We start from the raw sequence: 26,035 nt of genomic DNA, 5'->3' as shown, positions 1-26,035 counted from the left end.
CGCTAGCACGTCCTTTCGTTGGGCATCGTCCATGCGTGATGGTCGGTATGCAGCAGCTCCTCGGCCAGCGGCGAGAGCGGCGCACCCAAGAACTCGCGGTAGCAAGCCTGGACATCGGGGTTCTCGTGCGAGAACCGAATGTCCGCCTTCGCATCCAGGCCCCACAGCACCTGGCCGCGCTCGGCCGCCAGCTCGCAGCCGTCGTGGATGGGCTGACCGCCGCCACCGACGCAGCCGCCCGGGCAAGCCATGACCTCGACGAAGTCATAGCTCACACGGCCGTCGCGAATCGCGTCGAGCAGGCGGGCGGCGTTGCCCAGCCCGTGCGCCACGGCGACGCGCACCTTGGTGCCATCGATATCGGCGACGGTTTCCTTCCAGCCGTCCAGGCCACGCACGTCGGTAAAGAAATCGGCATCCGGGTTCTTACCCGTCACCAGGTAATATGCCGAGCGCACGGCGGCCTCCATCACGCCGCCCGTGGCGCCAAAGATCACACCCGCGCCCGTGCCGAAGCCCAGCGGCGTATCGAGCGGCTCCTCGGTAAGCGTGTCCACGCTCACGTGGCTCGCGCGGATCATACGCACCATCTCGCGCACCGTCAGCGCAACGTCTACGTCGGGCACGCCGCCCTCGCCCACCATACTCGGCAGCGCGCACTCGGCCTTCTTGGCCGTGCACGGCATCACGGACACCACGAACAGGCGCTCGGGCTCCACACCCAGCACCTTGGCGTAGTACGTCTTGGCAATAGCGCCGAACATCTGCTGCGGCGACTTGGACGTGGACAGGCTGTCGACAAACTCGGGGTAACGCGCCTTCACAAAGCGCACCCAACCCGGGCAGCAGCTCGTGAACATGGGCCAGCCGCGGCTGTCGCCCTTGCCCAGGCGCTCGATCAGCTCGGAGCCCTCCTCCATAATGGTGAGGTCGGCCGAGAAGTCGGTGTCGAACACGTACTCAAAGCCCACACGACGCAGTGCGCAGGCAAGGCGCTCGACGGTAGCTTCCTCGCGCGAAATGCCGAGCTCCTCGCCCCAGGCGCTGCGCACGGCCGGCGCGATCTGCACCAGAACGATCTTGTCGGAATCGGCGATGGCGTCAAACACGGTCTCGGTATCGTCGCGCTCGCGCAGCGCGCCCGTCGGGCAATGCGTGATGCACTGACCGCACGCCACGCAATCGGTCTTGCCGATCGGCGCGCGCCCGCGGGTGCCCACGGCGGTATGCGTGGCGCGGTTGGTCAGGTCCCAAATACCGAGTCCCTGCACGCTTTCGCACACCTTGATGCAGCGCATGCACTTGATGCACTTGTCGTTGTCGCGGATGATGGGGAAATCGAAGTCCCAGCCCTCGCGCGCCAGATGCTGCTTGTACGGCAGATAGAAGATGCCCAGGTCGTTGGCAATGGTCTGCAGGTTGCAGTTGCCGCTGCGCACACAGCTCGTGCAGCGCGAATCGTGCTGCGACAGCAGCAGCTGCACGTTGGTGCGGCGCGCCTCGCGGGCCTTGGGGCTGTTGGTGTGGACCACCATGCCGTCGAGCACGTAGTTGTTGCAGGCGGCAACCAGCTGGTCGCAGCCCTCAACCTCGACCACGCACACGCGGCAGCCGCCGATCTCGTTCAGGTCGCGCAGGTAGCACAGGGTGGGAATCTGGATGCCGGCAGACTTAGCCGCGTCCAGGATCGTGGTGTGCTCGGGTACCACGACTTCGCAATTATCGATCGTGAGCTTGACCATGTTGAGTGCTCCGCTTTCGGTGTTGTCGCTGACAGTGGGGTTGTTGAGCTCTACCATTCCAGGTTCCTCCCTCCGCGGAACGCGCCAAAGCCAAAGTGGTCGCAACGCAGGCAGCGGCTTGCCTCCTGGCGTGCCTCCTCCTCGGTAAGACCTTGCTCGACCAGGTTCCAATCGTGAATGCGCTCGCCGGCCTCGCGCTCGCCCAGCTCGCAGCGGCCGCACTCGTGCTTGCCCTTAAACTGCACGGTCGGCAGCTCCACATCGAGCTTGATCTTGTGGTCGAAGCCCAGGTAGCGGTCGATATTTGCCGAAGCAACGCGGCCGGCGTTGATGGCGCGGATGACGGTGGCGGGGCCAGTCTGGCAGTCGCCGCCGCTAAAGAGACCGTCGAAGTTGGGCACGGCACCGTCCGAATCGGTGACCACGCAGCCCCACTTGCAGGCGATGCCCATATCCTCAAAGGGCTTGGAATCGATGTCCTGACCAATGGCCACAAACACGCGCTCACAGGGGATGACGCGCTCGGGCGTGGCGGCGGCACGCGGGGCCGGACGCCCGCGACGGGGTTCGCCGATAATCTGCGGCTGCACGCGCAGGCCGCTCACGCGACCATCCTCGCCCGTCTCGATGGCGAGCGGGGCCGTCAACTCCAGCACCTCGCAGCCCTCGGCCTGGGCACCGGCAATCTCGGCATCCTGGGCCGTCATATCGCAGATGCGACGGCGGTAGACGATGCTCACCTTTTCGGCACCGCAGCGCACGGCGGAGCGCGCCACGTCCATGGCCACGTTGCCGCCGCCGATGACGCACACGCGCTGGCCGCTCAGGTCGGGCAGTTCGTCATCGCCGATGGCGCGCAGCATCTTGACGGCCGACTCCACGCCGGGCGCCTCTTCGCCCGGAAGGCCGAGCTTCTTGTCACTGTGGGCACCGATGGCCAGGTAGACGGCATCGAACTCGTCGCGCAGGCGGGCGAGCTCCTCGCCGCTCACGGAGTGGTCGAGCTCCACGTCGATGCCGGCGCTCAAGATCCAGTCGATCTCGGCCTGCAGGCGCTCGCGCGGCAGGCGGTAGCTGGGGATGCCGTAGCGCAGCATGCCGCCCAAGTGGTGACGCTGCTCAAAGATGGTCACCTTGTGGCCCATCACGGCTAGGTAGTAGGCACAGGAAAGGCCGGCCGGGCCGCCGCCGATCACGGCGACGCGCTTACCGGTGTTGTCCACTACATGCGGCTTGTGGTCGTTGAGGTCACTGTGCTCAACGGCAAAACGCTTGAGGGCGAGAATGTTCATGGGGTCATCGACCATGCCGCGGCGGCAGTGCATCTCGCAGGGATGCTCGCACACCAGGCCGCAGACGAGCGGCAGCGGGTTGTTCTTGCGGATGACCTTGACGGCGTCGGCATAGCGGCCGGCCTCGACGAGCGAAATGTACCCGGGAATGTCGACGTGCGCCGGGCAGCCCGAGACGCACGGGACGCGGGCCTCGCGGTCAAAGCCACAGGAGTGCTCGCGGATGTGGTGCTCAAAATCGTCGCGGAAACCGCGGATAGCTGTAAGCGCCATAGCGCCGGCCTCGTAACCGATGGCGCAGTCGCTCGAAAGATAGATGGTGCGGGCGGTGCGCTCGATCAAGTTGAGTGTGGACTCGTCGGCGCGGCCCTCGAGCACATCGGTGAGCAGATCGCTCAGCGCGCTCAGGCCCACACGGCAGGGCGTGCACTTGCCGCAGCTCTGGGTGGAGCACAGGTTGACGAGCGCTGCCGTAAACTCAACGGGACACGGGGCGAGCGAACTCACCGCCAGACGGCGTCCAAGCGCATCGTGCAGATCGTCCATGACGGCCTGAGCGTGGCTGCGTTCCATTACGTGCAGTCGTGCCATAAGATCCCCTCTCACATGGCAGCCCGGAGGCGAGGCCGGGCAAAAATGCTTCACGCACAACACTGACCTAAAAAGTTGTTAGGTCTCCACGCAGTTCGGCAGGCGGTATGAAAAGTCACCCTCGGCGGTGAAATAGAACATTACCGCAGATAAATGCCATATTTGATAAAACGCGTTACCAAATGACAATGCCCCGCCCACGCAATCACGTGGACGGGGCATTGCTCCAGGCATGCGGTCAGCGACCCTGTTGCTTTTACTTAAGCTCGGGCCAGTAGCCCTTGTTGGCCTCGATCATGTCGTCGAGAACCTCCTTGGCGACCTTCATCGACGGCACGGTCTTGTTCAGCGTAAAGGCCTTGAGCGCCTTCTCGTACGAACCCTCGATCGTAGCCTCGACCACGAGCTTCTCGGAGTTCAGCTGCTGCATCATGAGGCCCTGCTGGAACAGAGGAATGTTGTCACGGCTGATGACCTCGGGGCCGTTCTTGCCAATATAGGCAGGCAGCTCGACCATAGCGTCGTAGGGCATGTTGGGGATAGCGCCCTTGTTCTCGCAAATGACCAGGAAGCGCTGCTTGGTGTCGTTCTTCAGAGCGATAGCCAGGTCGGCAATCCAGTCGCCGTGGCTGCCCGCATAGAACGTGCTCTCGTCGATCTCGCCCGTCTTCTCGTAGTGGTCGATGCCGTCGAAGAGGTTCTTCTCGCGCGTCTCCTCAACCTCATTCGCACGGGTGCGCTCGGGGTTGGAATGCTCGACGAACTCCTTCTGCTGCAGGTAGTAGTTCAGATACGTGTTAGGCAGGTACTCCGGGAAGCACTCCATGATCTCGTACTCGCCCTTCCAGACGTAGTACCAGCTGCCCTTGGTGTGGCGGTTCTGCTCGGGGTGCTCGTCAGTGGCCTCCTCGGGCTTCTTTGCCATGAGCGAGCCCATGCCCTTGAGGTAGGAGTCGGGCAGCAGGATCTGGTGCTCCTTGATGTACTCGCGCAGCTGCGGGAGCACCTCCTCGCCCTTGTGGCGGATCGAGGTGAACCAACCAAAGTGGTTGAGGCCAAAGTAATCGTACTCGACATCCTTCTTGTCGATATCGAGCGCGGCGCAAACCACGTCGATGATCGCGATCGGCATGTCGCAGATGTTGATGATGCGAGCGTTGGGACGCAGCACACGGCAGCCCTCGGAGACGATGGCGGCAGGGTTGGAGTAGTTGAGAATCCAGTAGTCCTTCTTGGCGTACTTCTCAACGTCATCGATCAGCTCGACCATGGGGAAGATGGTGCGCATGCCGTAGGCAAGGCCGCCGCAACCGCAAGTCTCCTGACCCACGCAGCCGTGACGCAGCGGAATCTTCTCGTCCTGCTCGCGCATGGCATAGCCGCCCACGCGCATCTGGGCAAACACGAAGCTGGCATCCGTAAAGGCAGTCTCCTTGTCGGTGGTCACCGTGAGCTTGATGTCCAGGCCGAGGTCCTCGTGCAAAATCCAGTCCACGAGCACGCCGATCTTGCGCTGGCGCTCCTCGTTGATGTCGTACAGACGAATCTCGTCAACATCGAGCTCGTCCTTGCGCAGGGCGATGGACTTGACGATGCCGGGGGTAAAGGTGGATCCGCCACCACACAGAGTAATGATCATTGTTTACTGCTCCTTCTCAATTGCGTTTTCGACCTTGTCGCGCATCTCGGCGACCTTCATGCCAAAGATGATCTGGATATTGTTGCCGTTGCGGTTGATGCCGCTGTTGGGCACGTGGTTGATGAGGTCCTCATTGATGAGGTCCGGGTTCTTAACGTTCACGCGGAGACGCGTAAAGCAGTTCTCGAGCTCCTCGATGTTGTCCTTTCCACCAAGACCTGCAACCAGGTCGGCAACGCCCGCATCGACGCCCTCTGCGGGAGCCGCGGCAACAGCGCCCTGCTTCACCGCGACAGACGCGGCGGCCTCGCCCTCGGCAACGGACTCGGCGAGCTCGGACTCCTCCTCGCGACCAGGCGTGTGGAGGTTGAGCTTCTTAATAAGGAAGGTGAAGAGGAAGAAGTACAGAGCGGCGTTGACGACTCCAAGCACCAGCATAACCGGCCAGTTGGTCTTGTCGACACCAAGAACCAGGTTGGAAACCACGATGTTGATGATGCCGCCTGCAGTCGAAGCGGGCACGGAGAGAACCTTAAGCAGGACCAGGAAGATGCCGGAAAGAACCGAGTGAACGACAAAGAGCACGGGAGCGGCAAAGACAAAGAGGAAGTCCATGGGCTCGGTCACGCAGGAGAGCACGGCGGTGATGATCAGCGGGATAATGACAGCCTTGGTCTTGTCCTTGTTCCCCTTGTAAGCAGTGAAGATAAAGGCGAGACCGATACCGATGTAGGGCCACAGGTTGTTGAAGGTGTAGCTGTTGAAGTAGGTGCTATCGGAGAAGGGCTGGCCCGTCATTGCCATCTCGGCAACACGGATGGGATAGGCGCCGGCGATAACCTGATCACCCAGCGTAAGGGTGCCGCCCACATCGGAGAACTGGAACGGGGTGTAGATGAGGTGGTGCAGACCGGTGGGAACGAGCAGCTTGTTGAGCATGCCGTAGATAAAGAGGCCGATGTTGCCCGACTCCTTAATGATGCCGGCAACGGAGGAGATGGCACCCTGAACCGGAGGCCAAACGATGCAGAAGCCAGCGCCCATGATCCAGGAAATGATGATCATGATCAGGAACGGAAAGCGAACGCCCGAGAACATCGAAAGGGCAATGGGGAACTGCTTGTTCGAGTACTTGTTGAACACGGCACCGGTGATGCAACCAAGGATGATGCCGCCAAACACGCCGGTATCGAGCACCTGAATGCCCATAACGGTGGCCTGGCCGGTTCCGGTAAGGCCGAGCATACCACTCGCATCGGCAAGAGAGCCGATGGCGTTGAGCACGATGTTGTTAGCCTGCAGGAACAGGAAGAACGACATCAGGGCGATCAGCGAAGCATGGCCCTTGTTCTTCTTTGCCATGGCGCCGGCGATGCCCACGCAGAACAGAATCGAGAGGTTGTTGATGATAAACATCAGCGACTGATAGACAACGGCGCCCACAAGCTGGAACGGACCGGAGCCCAGTACGGGGACCAAAGCGCAGATGGTCTTGTTGGTCAGAATGATGCCCACGATGAGCAGGATGCCGGCAACCGAGAGATACATCATCGGCTGGACGATTGACTTCGCGAACACCTCCAACGGCGCTTTGAAATTGAACTTCTTTTTTGCGGTCATAACGGTACTCCCCTTCCTTTTCCGCAAATTAAGACAGATGTGCCCTGGGCAAGACCGTAAGCCCTGCCTTATATCAATCGATGTGTGGGCACGTTATGCCTAGAGACCAGGTTCTCCAAGCAGGTTAACAATGTGATATGCGAGATAACTCTTCTCGGCATTGGTAACGACAACGTTATAGGTAGACGACAAGTGGGCGGCTATGGCGTCCGCGCACGAGAATGCACGCGGATACGCCGTTTCATCGATTCGGAACAGCGCGTCTCCGTTGATTTGCCCGGCCGTAGGATCGAGCGCTCGCTGTGCGAAAAATTGCAGGTGACGAACGAAACGTTCGTAAGGCAGCGAGGTGTCGTCGAGGGTCGTGGCATAGCGCTCGGAAACAATCGCAAGCACGTCGCGAACAAGCTGGACCGAAACAATCAGACGGTCAGAGCGTTGCGGCATGGTGGCGTTGACGATATGCAAGGTAATGAAACCCTGCTCCTCCTCGCTCATCTCAATGCCCATATACTCCTTGATAATCTGCAGCGCACGGCCCGCAAGCGCATACTCCTTGCGATAGAACTGCTGGATCTCGAGCAGCAGCGGGTTCTCGCAGGGAACGCCCTTGCGCTCGCGATCGAGGGCGAGGCTGATATGGTCTGCGAGAGCGATAAGAATCTTGTCATTGATATCGACATTGAGCTCTCGACGAAGCATCTGAACGATGTCCTCGGAAATCACGAGGTTGACGGTGGGGATGGACTCCAAAAGATGTGCCAAGCGGTCAATCGTACGCGAATCCTGAGAAGTTCCCTCCTGCAACGCGTAGGTCTTTTCGACCGACGTCTCATCGATGGCATCGCCGGCATGGCGACCAAAGCAGAGGCCTCGACCGATGACGATGAGCTCGGAGCCATCGTCCGAAGTGACCATTGCGACGTTGTTGTTAAAAACTCGCTTGATAACCACGGTACCCACCACAAGAATTTACTCGGAAAGCCAGACGACAGGCTCTTTAACAGCAACAGGGCCGGAAGCATGCTCACGAAGAGTCGAGTTCTCCGAACGCTCGCACACGATAACGAAGACCGTGGGATCGAAGCCGGCAGCGCGAACCGCGTCGAAATCGACCTCGACGAGGGGCTGGCCCGCGTCGACATGGTCACCCTGGGCAACAAGCGCATGGAAGCCCTTGCCCTCAAGCTTAACAGTGTCGATTCCGATGTGCAGCATCACCTGAGCAGAGCTGTCGTCGGACATGATGCCCAGCGCGTGCTCAGTCGGAAACAGCGCCGCAACGGTACCGGAAACAGGAGCGCACACCGTTCCCTCTTGGGGAACCACGGCAACGCCATCGCCCACTGCACGACTGCTAAAAGCGGGGTCATTGGTATTTTCTAGATTAACAAGCTCGCCGGAAACAGGGGCGAGAATCTCGAACTCGGAAGTCGCAGTCGCCTGCTTGTCCGAGCCACCCATAAGGCGAGAGAAGAAACCCATGGTGGCATGTCCCTTCATAAATATAGCCCAACCAAAATCAACCGAATGCATCCATAGAGACACATCCGATCAAAGACTTTGGTTAGGCCCACGTCCGAGGGACTCGGTAACCTTCCGCATTTCTTTTTACGGGGCACATTGTAGACAAGCCCAAAGCCGGAACAATCATTATGACCGATGAACGGTATTTTTTCTTCGATAAACGGTATTTAGGCGGCACTTAGGGACGTTCCTTTCCCGCCGGCACCCAGGGGCACTCCTTGCAGCAATTTCGTATGCGCTAGATGAAGAGCTCGCATTCCTTCCGCACGACGCAAACCTTGCTCAGCATCTGGGAAACAGCGGATAGCTTGTTGGGATCAAGCTTGCGAGCGCCTCGCGGACATACGGCGATGCAGCGCATGCAGGAGATGCACGCCTCGCCAGCTGTTCGCTTGGGGTCGCCCTTTTCGATAGCACAAACGGGGCACGCCGCGGCGCATGCACCGCAGGAGACGCAATCCTCTGTTGCCTCGGGTGCCATACGGTGACTTCCAGCTTGTTTATAAGGACGATTGCCGGGAATAGAAGGCTCGGACGCATCCTCAGCCAACAGCTTTTGCTGAATTTGCTGCGCAAACTCTGCGAGCTGCGCCGCATCCTGCGCATCCGGTCGCCCAGCAGCAAACTGACGAGCAACGGAATGCTCAGCAATAGCAGAAACCGCTGCAACCACCCTAAATCCGGCGCGCTTCGCAACGTCCTCCAGCTCTACGAGCGTGTCCTCAAACGCGCGGTTTCCGTATACACAAACCAAAACAGTCCGAGCCCCGTTGCCGCGCACCATGCCCAACCGGTCAGCCACCACAGCCGGGATTCTACCGGCATACGCCGGCACAGAGATTACGGCCACGTCGTCCTCAGTCATCGAGACAGCGCTGAAATCTAGCCCGCTATCGGTCAAATCGACGGTAACGGTATTCTTGTCCAGTGCCCCGGCCACAAGGCCAGACACCTTCCGCGTTCCGCCCGTCGGACTAAACACAATTTCGAATACGCTCATCGAGGCACCCTCCCCCTACGCCTGGCAACGCGTCAAGCTGTTTTCACATTCAGACAGAGTATACGGCGCATGGGAGAGCTCCCCGTTTTGGTGCGCCAGGCACCCCAATGCACCCACCCTACGCTGTCTGTCTCTTCATTTGTATAAATTACGGTACAGATTGTATATATTTACGGGATACCGCCGCGTTCTCCTGAGGTACCCCATCCTGGCCCGTGAAAAAAACGGAGTATTCTGCAACGTGACCGCGCCAGCACCGCCGCGGGTGGGCAAAACTGTAGGGCACCGTATCATTCTAAGTCCCGACATGGCGAGAATGACGCGCCCCTGCTCCGGAAAACGGCGAAATCTGACTCGGAACGCTCGCTAGGGATATCCGAAGGCCACCGTTGGCGACGTCGAATCATATGCAGACAACTCGAACTGCAGAATACTCCAAAAAATGCACGGCGCGCCCCATAGGACCCATTGCTGCATGGCAGAAAATAGGTCCTCAGCATCCCCCAGATGCATTCCCGAGAAAATCACGTTTGAATTAGCGATGGACACGGCAAACAAAAGGGCCCGAGCGTTGTTTGCTCGGGCCCTTAGCTTGTCTCACGCTAGCGCGCGATGCGCATCTTACTTGCGCTTGCCGCCGCCGTCGCCGGGGCGACGGGAGCTGCCACCGCGCTTGCCGCCACGGCTGTTGCCGTAGCTGCCACGGTTATCGCGACCGCCGGCACGGCCGCCACGGGAGCCGGCCTGGTTGCCGCCACGCCCGCCACGATAGCCGCCACGACGCTCCTCGCGGGTATCGTCGTAGTTGCGCCAGTCATCGCGACGATCGCGGCTGGCACGCGGGTCACGACGATCGCGCGACTCGTTAGAACGGCCAGCGCCGCCGCGGCCGCCATTGCCGCGAGCGCCCTCGCGACGCTCGCCGCCGCGGCTAACGCGCTCTTCAAAGCGCTTGCCGCCACGGGACTCACCGCCACGGGCACCTCGCTCACCGCGACCCTCGCCGCCGCGACGCTCATCACGGCCACTGCGCTCGTCATCACGACCGGAACGACGGCGGTCGCCCGCACCGCGCTTGCCACCACGCTTGCCACCGCGCGAACCGCGGCCCTCGTCCTCGCACTCGACACGACGACGGCCGCCACGGTCCTCGTCCTCACGACGACGGCGGTGTGCCTCGCCCTGGAACTGCTTGGCACGACGCTCGGCACGGTTGCCGCGCGCAGGCTGCTCAGCGGCACCAGCACCAGCGCGCTCCTCGGCAGCCACCTCGCGGGCCACGCTCTCCACAGCCTCGTCCACGCGAGCCTGAACGCCCTCGCGCACGCGGGTCTTGCCACCGCGCTTGGGACGGCTCGGACGCTCGCCATCGCCACGGCGCTCGTCGCGACCGCGGTTGGAACGACCGGCAACATCGCCGTAATCATCGCCGTTGCGCTTGCCGTCGCGACGCGCCTGCTCGAGCTTCTTCTTGCTCTTGGACTTGCCGCGCTTGGTCTTCTTCTTCACCTTAAAGGCCGCAGGGTCGCGCTCGGGATCAACCGCAGGCGGGTTGGGACCCACATGCAGGTCGCCGGCCTCGTAGATGTCGGCGGTCTTGTCCATGAGCTTCTCGATCTCGTAAAACTCGTCGACATCCTGCTCGGTCACAAACGTGATGGCCCAGCCCAGCTCGCCGGCGCGGCCCGTGCGGCCGATGCGGTGGATGTAGTCGGTTGGCTCGGCCGGCACGTCAAAGTTCACGACGTAGCGCACGTCGCTAATGTCGATGCCGCGGGCGAGAACATCGGTTGCCACCAGCACGTCGACGGTGCCGTCGCGGAAGGCAGAAAGCGCGCGCTCGCGCTGGGCCTGGCTACGGTTGCCGTGAATCGCGGCGGCCTTGATGCCCTTACGCTCCAGACGACGGCAGCAGCTGTCGGCGCGATGCTTGGTGCGCATAAAGACGATGGTGCGCTCCGGGCCCTCCTTCTTGAGGAACTCGGGCAACAGGTTATTCTTGGCCTCGATGGACACCGGGAACACAAACTGATCGACGGTATCGGCGGTCGACGTGGCGGGTGCGATCTCCACGCGAGCCGGATCGCTCACCAGGTCGGTGATCTCGCCCACGGCCTCCTCGTCGAGGGTCGCCGAGAACAGCAGTGTCTGACGCTCGGCCGGCGTCTCGCGCACAATGCGGCGGACGGCGGGCAAAAAGCCCATGTCGAGCATACGATCGGCCTCGTCGAGCACCAGGACCTTAACCTCGTCCAGATGGCAGGCACCCTGCTCGATCAGATCGACCAGACGGCCCGGCGTTGCGACCAGGATGTCGCAGCCGTACTTGAGGGCAGCGGTCTGCGGCTTGTAGCTCACGCCGCCCACGACAGTCACGGCGACATGGCCGGTGACGTCGGCGATTTTGCTTGCGACCTCGTCGATTTGCTGGGCAAGTTCGCGCGTAGGGGTGATGACGAGCATCACGGGGCCGCGGCCGTTGCCCTCGGGCTTCTTGGCGCCGCGACGGCGGTTGCGACCGCCACGCTCGCGCACGGGCTTGGGCGGAGCGATGTGCTCCAAGTTGTTCATGGTCGGCAGCAAGAAGGCAGCCGTCTTGCCGGTGCCGGTCTGAGCGGCGGCAAGCAGGTCGCGGCCCTCGAGCACCACGGGGATGGAGCCGGCCTGAACAGGCGTCGGCGCCGTGTAGCCCAGGTTCTCGATAGCACGAAGCATCTCGTCGGAAAGCCCCAGCTCGTCAAAGGCAGGCAGGCTCTCGGTGGCGGACTCGACGGCCTGGGCGGCATTGGCCTCATCGGCGGCATCGAAGGCAGCCTGGGTCATGGCCTCGCGGGCCTCGTCCAGGATCTCGGCGTCCGTGACGTCGGATACAGAATTACGCATATGTTGTTGTTCCTTATCTGCACGCGCGATGGGCACGGCATGCGGCCGCGCGGGCGTGCTTGGTAGTGCGCTAATACATACAAAAACGGGTGCGCACAGAGAGGACGTTGCTCAGCACGCTGGCGATCGCTTTGGCAGCCCTATCACGCGCCGTCCAGACGCAGCAGCTCTAAGCGATGGAGCAGATTCGCCGCGGGTTAGTATACCCGCGCTTCGCATGCCCCCACGTAAACCACAGATGACGAGGCGGACGAGGTGGGCCTGGCCGATTGTCTCAATCTGTAACAATTACCGAGTAAAATCGGTCCTAATTGTTATAGATCAAGACAGAGGGGGATTTCCGTCCAGTCCAAACCAAATCTCTCAGTCTTCCTGCAATTTCGAACATGTGGCCTATAATGTTGCTTTGGTTACGCTATATATTGCGCAGCCATTTAATACGTCGCCCACCGGGGGCCATTAATTCCTATCGCCATATTGGCTAGGAAGCAATCAAGGGAGGTATCCGTGGCAGCAGAGACGCCTTGCTCGGTCCTCTATAACGATATTCGCTCGTTCGGCGGTCTTAAACATCTCGAGATCGCCCGAATGCTCATCAATGGAAACTCTTATCTCGGCAGTACCCTGCTCGAGAAATGCTCTTCCAACCGCTCGTATCTCACCCGTTACATCGTCCATCGCAAGCCTGACCAGTGCGCGCCCGCCATCTACAGCGACTTTATCGTCACCACGCTCAACCTTTCCGCGGCAATCTGCAGCAAGCTCGGCGGCGGCGAGTCCGCCTATCGGGCAATCGCCGAGCACTATCGCGGTCCGGCCGCCAACGAAATGATGTCGGCTCTCGCCAGCTACAAACTGGACAGCCGCCTATATGCAAATGCCCTCAATCGCATCGACAACTTTGACGGCAATGCCGTGCGCGAGAAAAGCACGCTTTACCTTATGCTCTTTGTGGCAACGGGGGCGCTCGCCGATCCCGTTCAGGGCGTGGCCAACGTCGAGCGCTTTTGCGACAGCAAGACGGGCGGGCACTTTGGCACCACCGAAACTACCGTCGGACGTGGCTTTATGAGCAGCCTGGAGCAGCCGCGCACCGTCGCCCCCAACCTCGGTCTGCTCAGAACCCATGCCGACAACTGCGCCGACATGCAAATCCATCCCCTCACACGCAATCCGCGCGGCACCGTGATTGGTTCTTTGCCCAAAACCTCGCCCAGCATCACCGATGTGGGCGCCGACGCCTCGCGCGAGCATCTTCGCATTTGGCTCGAGGGTAAGCACTGGTACGCCCAGGGCCTTGGATCGACCAACGGCACAGTGCTCGAATCGGGCGCGGGCGACGGCGATATTGTGATTGAGCCGCCGCGCGACCAACGCGAGCCAGGCAAAGTCTATCCCCCCGTGGAAATCGCTAACAGCGACAGGCTCCATCTGGGTCTCTACACGACATTCCTTGTCATTGTGGACTAGCGCGGACGGCGATCGAAAGACGGTCATCGCCCGTCTTTCGTCTGCCACCTTCTACGTCGTAAACGACAATGCTCAGCGGCATACGTGAGCAGTGCGGCTATTATGGTACTTTACCGATAACCGCACTGTTCACGTACACGTGCGACAACCCATGCCAGACAAAGGAACGCCATGGATACTACCAACAACGCCTATGGCGACAAACTCATCCGTCTTGACACGTTCGACACCGCCGTGGCGGTCGACCCCAGCGCAGAGGACGACGCCAAGCGTCGGTTTATGACGCTTATTCTCCAGACGACCCACCGCGACAACGGCAACATCGGGCACGTGCTGCGCGCGACCAACACAAGCGGCGAGGTCTTTGCCGTCAAGCTACTCAAAGACAACGCCATCCTTTCCGGCCAAGCCCCCGACCGCTCCGCCGAGCAAGCGGCTGCGCACCTGGCCAACACCGCCGCGCTGTTCGAGGAGTACCGTCATCTGTGCACTGTCTCGCACCTGCGCGGATTTCCGCGCGTCTATGGCTATGGATCGTGCGAGGACGACCCGCTCATCCTCATGGAGTGGGTCGAGGGCACCTCGCTCAAGCAGGCGCTGCCCTTGCTTCCGCACGACACCTCGGGCGGGCTAACCACCCAGATGGTGGCCGCCGTTGGAAACGCCGTGCTTCGTGCGCTCTTGATGACCCAAGGCCTCGTGAATCCGGTCGTCCATCGCGACCTGTCGCCTGCCAATATCATGTTCCGCACCACCAGCCGAACGCTCGAGCAGCAGATTGCCGATTGCTCCTTTGACCCCTGCCTCATCGACATGGGCTCCGCGACCATGGCCCTCGGCGACGACACGATCACCCGGCGCGCCGACATCTGGCGTTTTGCCACGCCTGCATACGCCGCGCCCGAGATGCTCACGCAGGATATCGAAGGCATCGCGGCCCTTCGCCGCTCGCCCGCGGTCGACGTCTATGCGCTTTCGAGCATTCTGTACCAGCTCTACAGCGGTCGCAAACCGTTCGATGTTGAGTCGACGGGCGCCGCGGCAACCGGCTCGTTCTACCTCATAAAGACCAAGACCAAGCCGGCACCGCTCGAGCCGCGATGCGATGACGACGAGGCACTCGTCCAGATCATCATGAAAGGCATCTCAGTCGAGCAGTGCGATCGTCCCACCGAGCAGCAGATGCTCGAGGTGCTCTCGGCATACCTCACCGATGCCGAATCCGAAGGCCGCGAAGGCGCAGGAGACGAGGCCGCAATTGATATCGATTCTGGCACGCACCTTAAGGTCGACGTCGCCGGCGAGCGAGCGCGAGAGATCCTGGAGCAGGCCCGGCACGACGCCATGACCCGCCGCCGCTTTATTATCGGCGGCGTCGTTGCAGTCGTTGCGGGGCTCGGCGTCATTGGCGCGGCGACCCATGGCTTTGGCATCCCCGACTACCTGGACGGCATCCGCGGTTCACTTGACGACTACACCTGGGATCAGCTGCAGGAGATTTCGCTCAAGATTAAGGCTGCCGAGACCCGTAGCGAGGCACGCGAGATTGCCAAGCGCTATCATCTGCTCGATGACAACGGGCATATCCCCTATCCATGCACCAAGCGCGTCACGCTCACCAACGGGCTGCAGGTTGGCGCGCAGCTCGTGGGCATCCGTCACGACGAGCTTCTGGACGGTACGGGCAAGGCCGGACTGACGTTTATGTTCGATGCCGGCGTTGCCGAGCGCGACGCCGCGGCCCAACCGTTGAGCGCCGGCTGGGCAGATTGCGAGCTGCGGGAATGGCTCGATAACGACGGCCTTAAGCTGCTGCCCAACGAGCTGCGCGCACTCATCAAATCTGTCAAAAAGATCTCGAATAACGTTGGCGCCGCCAGAAGCGCATCGTGCCTGAGCGAGTTGCCCGCAACCCTTTGGCTGCCCGCCATGGTCGAGCTGTGCGGTACGCAACCGCCCGAGTCATTTGCCGAGGGCTTTCACTACCTGGCCGACATCTACAACGGCGAGGGCAAGGAGTATCAGCTCTTCCGCGAGCTCAAGGTAAGTCCGTATACCACGAACGAGACGTTGGTTCGCCAGTGGAAAGGCAAGGACACCTGTTGGTGGGAACGAACGGCGAGTCCTGACACATCGGAGAGCGAAGGCACACTCTATATGAACCGCGTGGGACACGACGGCGACGTCTTTACGTACGCAACGCCTGCGGAAAAGCCAAACAAGCGAACCTGCGTGATCCCCGGATTCTGCATCTAGGGAGCGGGCGTCTTGCCGCAACGGGACCCCTCCCCGGCAATTGTCTCGATCTGTAACAGTTAGAACCCAAAAAACCGGTCTAGATGTTACAGATCGAGACGTTAGTTTTCGGCCGAAATGTTTGTCTAAATCTGTAACAGCTATGGTTCAAAAACCGGTCCAGACGTTACAGATTGAGATGTTTGGCAAAGACGACCGCCGATTGAGCAGCCACCCTCATCTGTAATGAAAAGTCATACATTCCAACTACTACTAGACACCCCCAGGGGGTATGGGTGTATAGTATCGGCAGGTTAACAATTCCAATACCGAACCACAGAAAGGAGAAGCCATGGCTCAAGATAAATTCGATGTGGGCGGCATGACGTGCGCCGCCTGCCAGGCGCACGTGGACCGTGCCGTGAGCAAACTCGACGGCGTCCAAAGCGTCGCGGTCAATCTGCTCGCCGGCTCTATGCTGGTGGACTACGACCCTGCGCAGGTCTCCCCCGACGACATCTGCACCGCTGTCGACCGCGCGGGCTACTCGGCCTCGCCCATCAGCACGGGCACCGACGCTGTCCAAAGCGGCAGCACGCAAGCCAGGTCCGGCGCCGCCCATATGGAGTCGCCAACCAAAAAGTTGGAGGCCGCCGCCTCCGCCATGCGCACTCGTCTCATCGTCTCGATTGTATTCCTCATCCCACTGTTCTACATAGGCATGGGGCACATGCTCGGCTGGCCGCTGCCCGGCATCTTCACCGACCACACCCACAGCATGACGCTCGCTCTCACCGAGCTCGCCCTGCTCATCCCCATCGTCTACATCAACGACGCGTACTTTATCAACGGGTTTAAATCGCTCGCGCACGGCGCACCCACCATGGACGCCCTTATTGCCGTGGGCGCCACCGCCTCCATCGCCTGGTCGCTCTACGCCATGTTCATCATGGCCGACCAACTAGCCGCGGGTCAGGTCCACGAGGCCATGATGACGAGCATGGACAATCTGTATTTTGAAAGCGCCGGCACGATCTTGTCGCTCGTCACCGTGGGCAAATACCTCGAGACGCGCAGCAAGTCCAAAACCGGCGGCGCCATCGAGGCGCTCATTGACCTGGCGCCAAAGACCGCGACCGTCGTGGCCGAGGACGGTACCGAGGCCACCGTCGACGTCGATGCTATTCTGCCCGGCCAGGTGCTGCGTGTGCGCCCCGGCGAGTCCATCCCCGTCGATGGCGTGGTGCTCAAGGGCAGCTCGGCCGTGGACGAAAGTGCGATGACCGGCGAATCTATTCCCGTGGAGAAGACCGCCGGCGACACTGTCAACGCGGCCACGGTCAACCGCACGGGCTCGTTTACCTTCCGCGCCACGCGTGTGGGTGCCGACACGTCGCTCGCCAAGATTATCCAGCTCGTCGAGGACGCCAACGCCACCAAGGCGCCCATCGCCCGCATGGCCGACAAGGTCGCCGGCGTGTTCGTGCCCGTGGTGTTTGCAATCTCTGCCGTAACTTTTGTGGCGTGGATGGTGCTGACCGGAAGCGTCAACGAAGCGCTCACCTCCGCCGTCGCCGTACTGGTGATCAGCTGCCCGTGCGCGCTGGGCCTGGCCACGCCCGTCGCCATTATGGTCGGCACCGGCAAGGGCGCCGAGATGGGCATTCTGTTCAAGAGCGCCGAGGCGTTGGAGAACCTGCGCAGCGTGGGCACCGTGGTGCTCGATAAGACGGGCACGGTCACCCGCGGCAAGCCTGCCGTGACCGATATCGTGGTAGCCACGCGCGCTGACGGCTCGCCCGCCATGAGCGAAAAGGCACTGCTCAAGTTGGCCGCCGCGTTGGAGCGCTCGAGCGAGCACCCGCTGGCCGAGGCGATTATGGCCGAGTGCGAGACACGCGGGATCGTCGCGCGCATGGTCGAGGACTTTACTGCCGTGCCCGGGCGAGGCGTTACGGCGCGCGAAGGGCAAAACGCCATTGCAGCCGGCAACGTACGCCTGATGGACGAGCTGGGCGTTACCGTGCCCGCGGGTCTTGCCGAACAATTTGCCGCCGAGGGCAAGACGCCGCTGTTCTTTGCCAAGAACGGCGAGCTTGCTGGCACCATTGCCGTGGCTGACGAGGTCAAGGAGACGAGCGCCGGGGCCATCGCCGCACTGCGCTCACTTGGCGTCGATGTACGCATGCTCACCGGCGACAACCGCGTGACGGCCGAGGCCATCGCCCGACGCGTGGGACTGACCAGCGAGCAGGTCATCGCCGACGTGCTTCCCGCCGACAAGGAGCGCCACGTGCGCGAGCTGCAGGATGCGGGCAGTAAGGTCGCCATGGTGGGCGACGGCATCAACGACTCCCCCGCCCTGGCGCGCGCCGACGTGGGCCTTGCCATCGGCACCGGCGCCGACATCGCCAAAGAAGGGGCAGATGTGGTGCTCATGCGCAGCGACCTCATGGACGTCGCCCGCGCCATCGAGCTTTCGCGCGCCACGATCCGCAACATCAAGCAGGACCTGTTCTGGGCACTGTTCTACAACGGCATCGGCATTCCGCTGGCGGCGGGCGTGTTCTTCCCGCTCACCGGATGGCAGCTTTCGCCGATGTTTGGCGCCGCGGCCATGAGCCTGTCGAGCGTATGTGTCGTAAGCAACGCTCTGCGCCTAAAATCCTTTAAGCCCAAAGTGGCAAAATAGGATCACCATTAAGTCCATTTAGAACGGGTTTTCCAGGTGCCCGAGATTGACCTGAAAGAGGAGCGACGCGTACTCTGGTACGCGAGCGACGGCTTGAAGGTCAAGGTCGGGTGCCTGGGAAAGCCGACACAACAGAGAGGAATACCCATGCGTTTCACAATTAAGACTTCCGGCCTTATGTGCGGCCACTGCGATGCCACCGTCGAGACGGCGTTGCTCAACGTGGCCGGCGTGACCGACGCCGACGCCGATCACGAGACCCAGACCGTCCAGGTGGAGTGCGCCGACACCGTGACCGCCGAGCAGCTCGCCGCCGCCGTCGAGGGCGCCGGCGAGAAATTCCATGCCCTGTCCGTAACCGCCGCGTAGCAGGCGCCACCTGCCCCCTCAGAAGTTGCGGTGAAATACGGACTGTTGAGCCGCCCTAGGCCCTTAAACAGTCCGTATTTCACCGCAACTGACAGGGGGGCATCCGGAAGATCGACCAGAAACGAGGACCCGCCATGATGGCAGACCATAAATCGGTGACCCGCATGCTCAAGACGGCACGCGGTCAGATCGACGGCATCCTGCGGATGGTCGAGGAGGACCGCTACTGCGTCGATATCTCCACGCAGCTCATGGCCATACAGGCGCTCCTCGCGCGCATTAACGCCGACGTGCTCAAGGCGCATATCGAGGGCTGCGTGACTTCGGCAATCGAATCGGGCGACGAAGACCTCAAAGCCGCCAAACTCGCCGAAATCGAACGCGTCGTCGACAAACTCTCCAAGTAATTGGGGCATTGGGGACAGGTACGTTTGCACCGTCTTGGTATTCCGGGGACAGGTATGTTTGCACCACATTGGTGCAGATTAACCTGTCCCCCTTGCTCTAAATCGGGTATAAAGGCGTGCAGCATATCGAACGAAAGGCAATTTGCATGAATGACTTTATGAAGGGTCGCAATGGTGCCGATGAACTCACCATCGTGATGGGTTTTGCCGGCATCGTCATCGCGATGATCGGATCGATAGCCCGCATCCAGTGGCTCAGCTGGATTGCCATCGCCGTAATCGTGATTGGCGTGCTGCGCGGCCTGTCCAAAAATATCGACGCACGTCACAAGGAGAACGAGGCCTTTGTCGCCGCGACTGCAAACGTACCCGGCTTGGGCAAGTTTGTAGCTAGCTTGGGCGGCGGAGCTGCAGCGGCCAACGCCTCGCGCGCAGCCGGTACTAGCAAGGAAGACTTTGAACGTGCCAAGCGCACAGCCAAGAAGATGTGGAAGGGCCGCAAGACCACGGCCTATCTTAAGTGCCCCAACTGCGGCCAGATGCTCTCCGTTCCCAAGGGCAAAGGCAAGATCCGCGTCACCTGCCCCAAGTGCCACGCCAAGATGGAAACGCGCTCCTAGCCGCTACACCATAGGACAAATTAAAAGCCGAGGCCTCGTGTTGAGACCTCGGCTTTTTGCATGGGGCGACATCATTCGATGAAGCTGTCGCCCCGTCGCGCCAGCGCCTAAGCTACGCCATCGCGGGCAAGCTCCTCTGCCAGGGCTTCTACCGGCATGGCCATAATCGCGTCGAGCTCGGTGTCAACCTCGGGGATGCGTTTGACCTTCAGCTTGCGCACCAGGTCACCGCGGCACATCACGTGCATTGGCTCACGCAGAGCGCACAGGTCATCCAGAGGGCTCTCGCGCGTCACCAAAATGTCGGCCGCCTTGCCGCACTCGATCGTACCGGTCTCGCCGCCCAGCTCCAGCAGCTCAGCATTGACCTGCGTGGCCGTGTGCAGTGCAAACGCATTGCTCACGCCCACGTACTTGGCAAAATAGGCCACCTCGCGCCACATGTCGTACTGGGTCACGAACGGGCAGCTCGAATCCGTGCCCAAGCCCACCTTAACGCCGGCTTCCAGCGCCGCACGAGCACTCTCGATAATGCCCGAGCACACGATGTCGCCGTTCTTCTTTTGCGTGTCGGTCGAATGAGTCTTCTCCGGGTCGAGCAACACAAACGGCAGCGCCGGACTGATCGTGCAGGTCACGCTCGGCACGCGTCCCTCGAGCTGTGTTCCCGCGGCGCCGCGGTACAGCTCCAGGATCTCAGGCGTCAACGGAGCGCCGTGCTCGATCGTATCGACGCCGGCCTGAAGCGCGGCCTTCACGCCTTCGGTGCTCTCGACATGGGCCATGACCGGAAGGCCGACCTCGTGCGCTGCCTTGCACGCCGCAGCGGCAACCTCGACCGGCATGCGCAGCACGCCCGGCTCGCCTACTTCGGTCGCATCGAACACGCCACCCGTCACGAACAGCTTGATGACGTCGGCACCGCGCGCATACAAATCACGCACCTGTTCGGCCGCCTCGTCGGGAGTATTGGCCACCTGCGCAAAGAGGCCCGCACCGTGGCCACCCGGCACCGTGACGCCCGTTCCCGGTGCTACCAGACGCGGACCCTGATACTTGCCGGCGTCGATGGCGTTGCGCACGGCCAGATCGGCAAACAGCGGGTCGCCTGCACCGCGCACCGTGGTCACGCCGCTTGCCAGCTGTTGCTGGGCGCTGCCTTTGAGGATATGGCGGACGATGGTGCGGCCCACGGGATTGTCGAGCTTCTTCATCAGCGCGCCGGCATCTCCCGCCGAGACCGGTTTGCCCGAACCGCACAGATGCACGTGCATATTGATGAGACCCGGCATGAGATACGCACCGCCCAGGTCAATGACCTCGGCCCCCGCTGGAGCTTGGGCCACGGCGCTCGGTCCCATCCAGGTGATGATGCCACGCTCGACGGCCACGGCCATATCGGGCTGCGGCTCCATATGCTCCGAGCCATCCAGAACGGTCGCATTGATAAACAACGTGGGACGATCGGCAGTCGCCATATCGAGCTCCTCCCTCACGATTAACTTGAACATTTGTCCATTATTACCCAGTGCGGCGGGATTGCTGCGGACATATCGGTTAACGGAGGGACGAGAGAGATGTGAGGGCAAACGGAGACAGCACGGCAATGCTCCGGCCGTTCCAGCAAAACGTCTCAATCTGTAACAGGTAGACCGTCTTTAACCTTCCAAGTGTTACAGATCGAGATCTTTCGGTCGTGCGTCCAACCTTTGTCTCAATCTGTAACATGTAGACCGGTTTTTGGCCGTTAGATGTTACAGATCGAGATATTCTCCAGCCCTGTCGTCAAACGTCTAAATCTGTAACAAGTAGACAGGTTTTCGGCCTCTAGATGTTACAGATTGAGATCTTTCGCCAGGCGCCAACCTTCTGTCTCGATCCGTAACAGTTACGAGGCCAGACGGCCCCCTGTTGTTACAGATCGAGACCAACTCGGCAGGAACAACCACATCCGCGTCAGTTGCACCCCTCAGCGCCCATACCACTGGCGTCTCCATTCCTCAGCCAGATCGGCCCGCTGTTGAATTCCCGCCAGTCTCATCTTTTCAGCCAGCTTCCCCGGGTTCTTGAGTTCATCAAACGTAAACCGAAGCACCTTGTGCCCGAGCATTGTCAGATGAGATTCCCGCTGACGCTCTGCCACGAATGGATCGACCGACTCCCGATCCCTACCATCCTGCAGGGTATACTTTCCCTTCCCGTCAAGCTCGCCGATGACACATGTCCCGTCCTCGAGCCTCCAGAAATAATCAACCCGAAACACCTGGCTCGAATCGAGCGGATCGCGAAACTCCACCTGCAACTCCGGAACCGGAAAGCCGTATGCAATAAAGAACGCTCGGAACCGAGACTCGCCGCCGTTTTCGGACAGCCCGTCCGCATACGACGCAATCACCTGTGCCCTGCGATACCCTCGCCTGCCCTCGCAATCGGCGCGGAGGCGCTCGCACAAATCCCAACGTGATACGCCTTTCGCCCGCAGTGCAGAATCGGCAATCGCCAACCCGTACGAAAACGGCGCACGCAGCAAGCAATCCTCCACCGTGCGCCAAAACGACGTCACCCGCACGCCATCAACACGCTCGAGCGCACCCGCCATCTGCGGACGCGACAACCTGCACCCGCTGCTCAACGTCACCGAACAACCTGTCTTAACAAGAAAACGCGGCCCGAGCAGATCATTCGGCACCTCCAGACCCCACAAAAGCGCCGCGTCATAGCCCCAAAACGCCCAATCGGGATGAAACTCCGCAAGCCCCTTGATGGTCCGCAATGCCCGCTCCGACGTCGTCAACAAATCCCAATCATGTTGGAAGCAGAACAGGTACGGCTCGGGCTCCGCAATATCGTCTGTGCCCACATGGCGCCGCAGCCACATGAGCTCGGCATTGTCGTGCGTTACAAGCAGCACGCCTTGTTCAGCCGCCTCCGTGAGCCTGGCAAGCATCCTATTCCGCGCCAAGGTGTTACGTGTTGCATGCTTGTGTTTAAAAACGGTATTAGACACTTTCATCACCACCACGTCAGACAAATGGACCATCGCCGCTGTTGCCCCCGCTGGCAAATGTCTTGATCTGTAACAGGAAGACAGTCTTTGAGCCTCTAGTTGTTACAGAACAAGATCTTTCAGCAGCCGCCAACCTTTGTCTCAATCTGTAACAGGTAGGTCGAATTTGGGCCTGTAGATGTTACAGATTGAGACATTCCCCCAGCCAGGTGCCAAACGTCTCGATCTGTAACAGTTAGACGTTCTCCAGGGCCCTAAACGTTACAGATTTAGACAAACCAGCGGCGCCCAAGCATTCGTCTCGATCTGTAACAGGAAGACCGGTTTTTTGTCCCTAAACGTTACAGATCGAGACATAAAAGGCAGAAGGCAAGGCAGGCGACAACTGCCCGTCCCCTACTCCCGCTCCTGCTCGTAGATGTTGAGCGACTTTACGTACCGCCCCTGGGCGCCCATGATGTCGCGGACCAGACGCAAGAAGAAACTGATGCACGAGGTGTCAAAGCCATCCTGCAGGTCCTCCGGATGCACCGCACCCGGCCCATCGACTGCCGTGTCACTCAGGCGCGCGATGTCGTACAGATAGAGCTGTCCCGCCGTCAGCCAGACATCGTCGACACACGCGAGGCGCACCGCAATCGCGCCGTCGCTCCAATGCTCCTTTTGCACGATATGCGGGTCGTAGACATCAAAGCGATGGTCGGTGCGCGTATCCTTCAGCGCGACCATACCAGTCGCAGGATCCTTGTCCAAAATGCCAAAGCGCGAGAAATACTGCGTGTCGCGTACCTGCTCGAGCCGCTTGAGCGAGGCAGGCAAAAGCGATGCCGGCGGCTCGTCAACATACAGCTCGAGCAGCGTCTTGCCATGGCGATAGGGGCGCTCGAAGAGCAGCCAATCGGTAAATGCCATGTTGTAGGCCATGATTTCGTTTTGCGAAGGCTCGGTGCAATAGCTGAGCCACGGGTCGACAATAATCTCGAACTGTTCGCGCGCCGGCTCCAAAAACTGGAACTTCCGCAGCATCCAAAAATGGGCCATGTCGGCAATATCGTTGCCGACGGCTTCGGCTAGCTGCGCTCGGTCTAAAGCGTGGTCAGTCATGGCATCCTCCTCAAACTGATAGACCTCAATTTGAGCTTACGAGGAGGGTGGTCGGCCACGACCAGCGCGGGCAAAATAGGCCTCCGGCTGCAAACCAGATGCTGACCAAACACTTGACGAAAAGCTTGACCGAATGAGCGCACCGCAAAGAAACCGCAGGTAGACATAGACAGCCAACCCGCCCTTTTGAGCCATATGCCCGCAGCCGCCACAGAAACAACAGGTGACCACGGCCCAAGAAGTCGACAAATGAACACCCGTACGTCGGCAAACGAGCAAATCGATCGCAAAGAGTGTCCCCAACGACTAGACAAAAAATGACTAGTCATTGGGGACGTTCTTAAATGACTACTTTACAGCTCCAGCGCATCGGCGACTTCGGCTGCGCAGGCCAGGGCATCGGCCATGGCGTTCACCACGAGCGAGCTGCCGTTGCGAGCATCACCCGCCACATACACCGGCGCGGCATCCGCGGCGACGCCGTCGACACGGGCCGCAAGGTGCGAGCCCTCGGCAGCCATCACCGGCAGCGGACGACCAGCGGTGGCAACAGGCACGCTCACTGCATCGAACACACCGTGCTCCGGGCCCGTAAAACCGCAGGCGATGAGCACCAGCTGGGCCGGCACCTCGTGCTCGGAGCCCGCAATGCGTTCGGGCTTGCCGGCCGACCAATCCAGATCGACCACGCGCAGACCCGCAGCCGCACCTTTCTTGTCCAGCAGCACCTCGAGCGTATCCACACCCCAGGCACGCATCTCGCCGCCCATGGCAGCGATGGCCTCCTGCTGACCGTAGTCGGTCTTCTTAACGTTGGGCCACTGCGGCCAAGGGTTGCTCGCCGCACGCTTATCGGGCGCAGCCGGCAAGAACTCAAACTGGCGCACGCTGCGCGCACCCTGGCGCACCGCGGTACCCACGCAGTCGTTGCCGGTATCGCCACCGCCAATGACCACAACGTCCAGGCCGCGCGCGTTCACCGCGGGCTCATCGCCATCGAGCACCGAGACGGTCGAGGCCGTCAGGTAGTCCACGGCATACACCACGCCCGGGGCATCCACATTCGTAGCCGAAAGACCGCGGGGCGCACGAGCACCGGCAGCCACCACAACGGCGTCAAAGCCATCGAGCTTGGCTGCCACTGCAGGGTCCGTCACATCGGTGCCCAGCTCAAACACAATGCCCAGCTCACGCATGAGCGCCACGCGACGCTCGACCACGGACTTCTCGAGCTTCATGTTGGGAATGCCGTACATGAGCAGACCGCCCGGGCGGTCGTCGCGCTCAAACACCGTCACGCGGGCGCCACGACGCGCAAGCTCCCATGCTGCCACCAGACCAGCGGGACCGGAGCCCACCACGGCAACCGTGGGTGCGCCCTCCCCTGCCGGCTCAAAGCGGTGCGGACCGCCGTTGGCCCACTCATGGTCGCTAATCGCGCGCTCGTTGTCATGGATCGTCGTGGGCTGGCCATCGACCGAGCCCAGATTGCATGCGGCCTCGCACAGCGCCGGGCACACGCGACTCGTGAACTCGGGCATGGGCGAGGTGAGTGACAGGCGCTCGGCAGCCTCGTCCCAACGGCCGCGGTATACCAGCTCGTTCCACTCGGGAATCAGGTTGTGCAGCGGACAGCCGCTCGGACGTGCCTTGCCAAAGCTCGCGCCCATCTGGCAAAACGCCACACCGCACATCATGCAGCGGCTCGCCTGGGCACGGCGCGCGTCGTCGTCGAGCTCCACGTACAGCGGATCGAAATCGCGGCTGCGCTCCTCCACGGGGCGCAGCTCATGGGTCACGCGATCGATATCAAGAAAAGCACCGGGCTTACCCATGG

At 61.1% G+C, this 26,035-nt stretch carries 18 protein-coding genes; 6 read left to right on the top strand and 12 right to left on the bottom strand.

Features of this window, described 5'->3' with window-relative positions; genetic code table 11:
• Positions 1–2: 2 nt before the first annotated feature.
• The 8 genes from FGQ67_RS05015 to FGQ67_RS04980 all read right to left on the bottom strand — a co-directional run bounded on the left by FGQ67_RS05015 (position 3) and on the right by FGQ67_RS04980 (position 12,294).
• On the bottom strand, positions 3–1,799 hold the full coding sequence (locus FGQ67_RS05015; RefSeq protein WP_138340427.1) for an NADH-dependent [FeFe] hydrogenase, group A6: 1,797 nt from the start codon (positions 1,797–1,799) through the stop codon (positions 3–5).
• On the bottom strand, positions 1,793–3,625 hold the full coding sequence (locus tag FGQ67_RS05010; protein ID WP_138340426.1) for an NAD(P)-binding protein: 1,833 nt from the start codon (positions 3,623–3,625) through the stop codon (positions 1,793–1,795). Before FGQ67_RS05010 ends, FGQ67_RS05015 begins: the two co-directional genes overlap by 7 nt.
• A 256-nt stretch (positions 3,626–3,881) precedes the next feature.
• On the bottom strand, positions 3,882–5,264 hold the full coding sequence (locus FGQ67_RS05005; protein ID WP_055252559.1) for a 6-phospho-alpha-glucosidase: 1,383 nt from the start codon (positions 5,262–5,264) through the stop codon (positions 3,882–3,884).
• Between the two features lie 3 nt (positions 5,265–5,267).
• Positions 5,268–6,884: a PTS transporter subunit EIIC gene (locus tag FGQ67_RS05000; protein WP_138340425.1), complete on the bottom strand. Its 1,617-nt coding sequence runs from the start codon at positions 6,882–6,884 to the stop codon at positions 5,268–5,270.
• Positions 6,885–6,983: 99 nt separating this feature from the next.
• Complete coding sequence (locus FGQ67_RS04995) at positions 6,984–7,838, bottom strand: PRD domain-containing protein (RefSeq protein WP_138340424.1); 855 nt, start codon at positions 7,836–7,838, stop codon at positions 6,984–6,986.
• 18 nt (positions 7,839–7,856) lie between these two features.
• Positions 7,857–8,369 (bottom strand): PTS sugar transporter subunit IIA, encoded by a 513-nt coding sequence (locus tag FGQ67_RS04990; protein WP_171025203.1) that lies wholly within the window; start codon positions 8,367–8,369, stop codon positions 7,857–7,859.
• 280 nt (positions 8,370–8,649) lie between these two features.
• The gene (locus tag FGQ67_RS04985; RefSeq protein WP_138340422.1) at positions 8,650–9,411 is read right to left on the bottom strand and encodes an EFR1 family ferrodoxin; all 762 of its coding nucleotides are present in this window, start codon (positions 9,409–9,411) and stop codon (positions 8,650–8,652) included.
• Positions 9,412–10,032: 621 nt separating this feature from the next.
• Positions 10,033–12,294 (bottom strand): DEAD/DEAH box helicase, encoded by a 2,262-nt coding sequence (locus FGQ67_RS04980; protein ID WP_138340421.1) that lies wholly within the window; start codon positions 12,292–12,294, stop codon positions 10,033–10,035.
• 507 nt (positions 12,295–12,801) lie between these two features.
• Here FGQ67_RS04980 and FGQ67_RS04975 point away from each other — a divergent pair.
• The 6 genes from FGQ67_RS04975 to FGQ67_RS04950 all read left to right on the top strand — a co-directional run bounded on the left by FGQ67_RS04975 (position 12,802) and on the right by FGQ67_RS04950 (position 20,087).
• Positions 12,802–13,764, top strand: coding sequence for an FHA domain-containing protein (locus FGQ67_RS04975; protein ID WP_138340420.1), 963 nt, complete (start codon positions 12,802–12,804; stop codon positions 13,762–13,764).
• A gap of 171 nt (positions 13,765–13,935) precedes the next feature.
• Complete coding sequence (locus tag FGQ67_RS04970; RefSeq protein ID WP_138340419.1) at positions 13,936–16,020, top strand: protein kinase domain-containing protein; 2,085 nt, start codon at positions 13,936–13,938, stop codon at positions 16,018–16,020.
• Between the two features lie 331 nt (positions 16,021–16,351).
• Complete coding sequence (locus FGQ67_RS04965) at positions 16,352–18,691, top strand: heavy metal translocating P-type ATPase (RefSeq protein WP_138340418.1); 2,340 nt, start codon at positions 16,352–16,354, stop codon at positions 18,689–18,691.
• A gap of 147 nt (positions 18,692–18,838) precedes the next feature.
• On the top strand, positions 18,839–19,060 hold the full coding sequence (locus FGQ67_RS04960) for a heavy-metal-associated domain-containing protein (protein WP_055251893.1): 222 nt from the start codon (positions 18,839–18,841) through the stop codon (positions 19,058–19,060).
• 134 nt (positions 19,061–19,194) lie between these two features.
• Complete coding sequence (locus FGQ67_RS04955) at positions 19,195–19,467, top strand: metal-sensing transcriptional repressor (protein WP_138340417.1); 273 nt, start codon at positions 19,195–19,197, stop codon at positions 19,465–19,467.
• A gap of 146 nt (positions 19,468–19,613) precedes the next feature.
• Positions 19,614–20,087, top strand: a complete 474-nt coding sequence (locus FGQ67_RS04950) for a hypothetical protein (protein WP_055310332.1) — start codon at positions 19,614–19,616, stop codon at positions 20,085–20,087.
• A gap of 107 nt (positions 20,088–20,194) precedes the next feature.
• Here the strand turns inward: FGQ67_RS04950 and FGQ67_RS04945 are convergent, their stop codons facing one another.
• The 4 genes from FGQ67_RS04945 to FGQ67_RS04930 all read right to left on the bottom strand — a co-directional run bounded on the left by FGQ67_RS04945 (position 20,195) and on the right by FGQ67_RS04930 (position 26,033).
• Positions 20,195–21,565: an amidohydrolase family protein gene (locus FGQ67_RS04945; protein WP_249934393.1), complete on the bottom strand. Its 1,371-nt coding sequence runs from the start codon at positions 21,563–21,565 to the stop codon at positions 20,195–20,197.
• Between the two features lie 491 nt (positions 21,566–22,056).
• The gene (locus FGQ67_RS04940) at positions 22,057–23,118 is read right to left on the bottom strand and encodes a hypothetical protein (RefSeq protein ID WP_138340415.1); all 1,062 of its coding nucleotides are present in this window, start codon (positions 23,116–23,118) and stop codon (positions 22,057–22,059) included.
• A gap of 372 nt (positions 23,119–23,490) precedes the next feature.
• Positions 23,491–24,198: a hypothetical protein gene (locus FGQ67_RS04935; RefSeq protein ID WP_138340414.1), complete on the bottom strand. Its 708-nt coding sequence runs from the start codon at positions 24,196–24,198 to the stop codon at positions 23,491–23,493.
• A gap of 353 nt (positions 24,199–24,551) precedes the next feature.
• Positions 24,552–26,033 carry a glutamate synthase subunit beta gene (locus tag FGQ67_RS04930; protein ID WP_138340413.1) on the bottom strand — a complete coding sequence of 494 codons (1,482 nt, stop codon included), beginning with the start codon at positions 26,031–26,033 and terminating at the stop codon, positions 24,552–24,554.
• Positions 26,034–26,035 lie beyond the last annotated feature (2 nt).

The organism is Collinsella aerofaciens, from assembly GCF_005845035.1.
GTDB lineage: Bacteria > Actinomycetota > Coriobacteriia > Coriobacteriales > Coriobacteriaceae > Collinsella > Collinsella aerofaciens_I.
The sequence above is the reverse complement of the archived record's forward strand: the minus strand, read 5'-3'. Positions and strand labels throughout refer to the sequence as shown.

Coding starts and splice junctions, on each gene's coding strand:
- FGQ67_RS05015 (WP_138340427.1), bottom strand. CDS start 1,799: ATGGTAGAGCTCAACAACCCCACTGTCAGCGACAACACCGAAAGCGGA.
- FGQ67_RS05010 (WP_138340426.1), bottom strand. CDS start 3,625: ATGGCACGACTGCACGTAATGGAACGCAGCCACGCTCAGGCCGTCATG.
- FGQ67_RS05005 (WP_055252559.1), bottom strand. CDS start 5,264: ATGATCATTACTCTGTGTGGTGGCGGATCCACCTTTACCCCCGGCATC.
- FGQ67_RS05000 (WP_138340425.1), bottom strand. CDS start 6,884: ATGACCGCAAAAAAGAAGTTCAATTTCAAAGCGCCGTTGGAGGTGTTC.
- FGQ67_RS04990 (WP_171025203.1), bottom strand. CDS start 8,369: ATGGGTTTCTTCTCTCGCCTTATGGGTGGCTCGGACAAGCAGGCGACT.
- FGQ67_RS04985 (WP_138340422.1), bottom strand. CDS start 9,411: ATGAGCGTATTCGAAATTGTGTTTAGTCCGACGGGCGGAACGCGGAAG.
- FGQ67_RS04980 (WP_138340421.1), bottom strand. CDS start 12,294: ATGCGTAATTCTGTATCCGACGTCACGGACGCCGAGATCCTGGACGAG.
- FGQ67_RS04970 (WP_138340419.1), top strand. CDS start 13,936: ATGGATACTACCAACAACGCCTATGGCGACAAACTCATCCGTCTTGAC.
- FGQ67_RS04965 (WP_138340418.1), top strand. CDS start 16,352: ATGGCTCAAGATAAATTCGATGTGGGCGGCATGACGTGCGCCGCCTGC.
- FGQ67_RS04960 (WP_055251893.1), top strand. CDS start 18,839: ATGCGTTTCACAATTAAGACTTCCGGCCTTATGTGCGGCCACTGCGAT.
- FGQ67_RS04955 (WP_138340417.1), top strand. CDS start 19,195: ATGATGGCAGACCATAAATCGGTGACCCGCATGCTCAAGACGGCACGC.
- FGQ67_RS04950 (WP_055310332.1), top strand. CDS start 19,614: ATGAATGACTTTATGAAGGGTCGCAATGGTGCCGATGAACTCACCATC.
- FGQ67_RS04945 (WP_249934393.1), bottom strand. CDS start 21,565: ATGGCGACTGCCGATCGTCCCACGTTGTTTATCAATGCGACCGTTCTG.
- FGQ67_RS04935 (WP_138340414.1), bottom strand. CDS start 24,198: ATGACTGACCACGCTTTAGACCGAGCGCAGCTAGCCGAAGCCGTCGGC.
- FGQ67_RS04930 (WP_138340413.1), bottom strand. CDS start 26,033: ATGGGTAAGCCCGGTGCTTTTCTTGATATCGATCGCGTGACCCATGAG.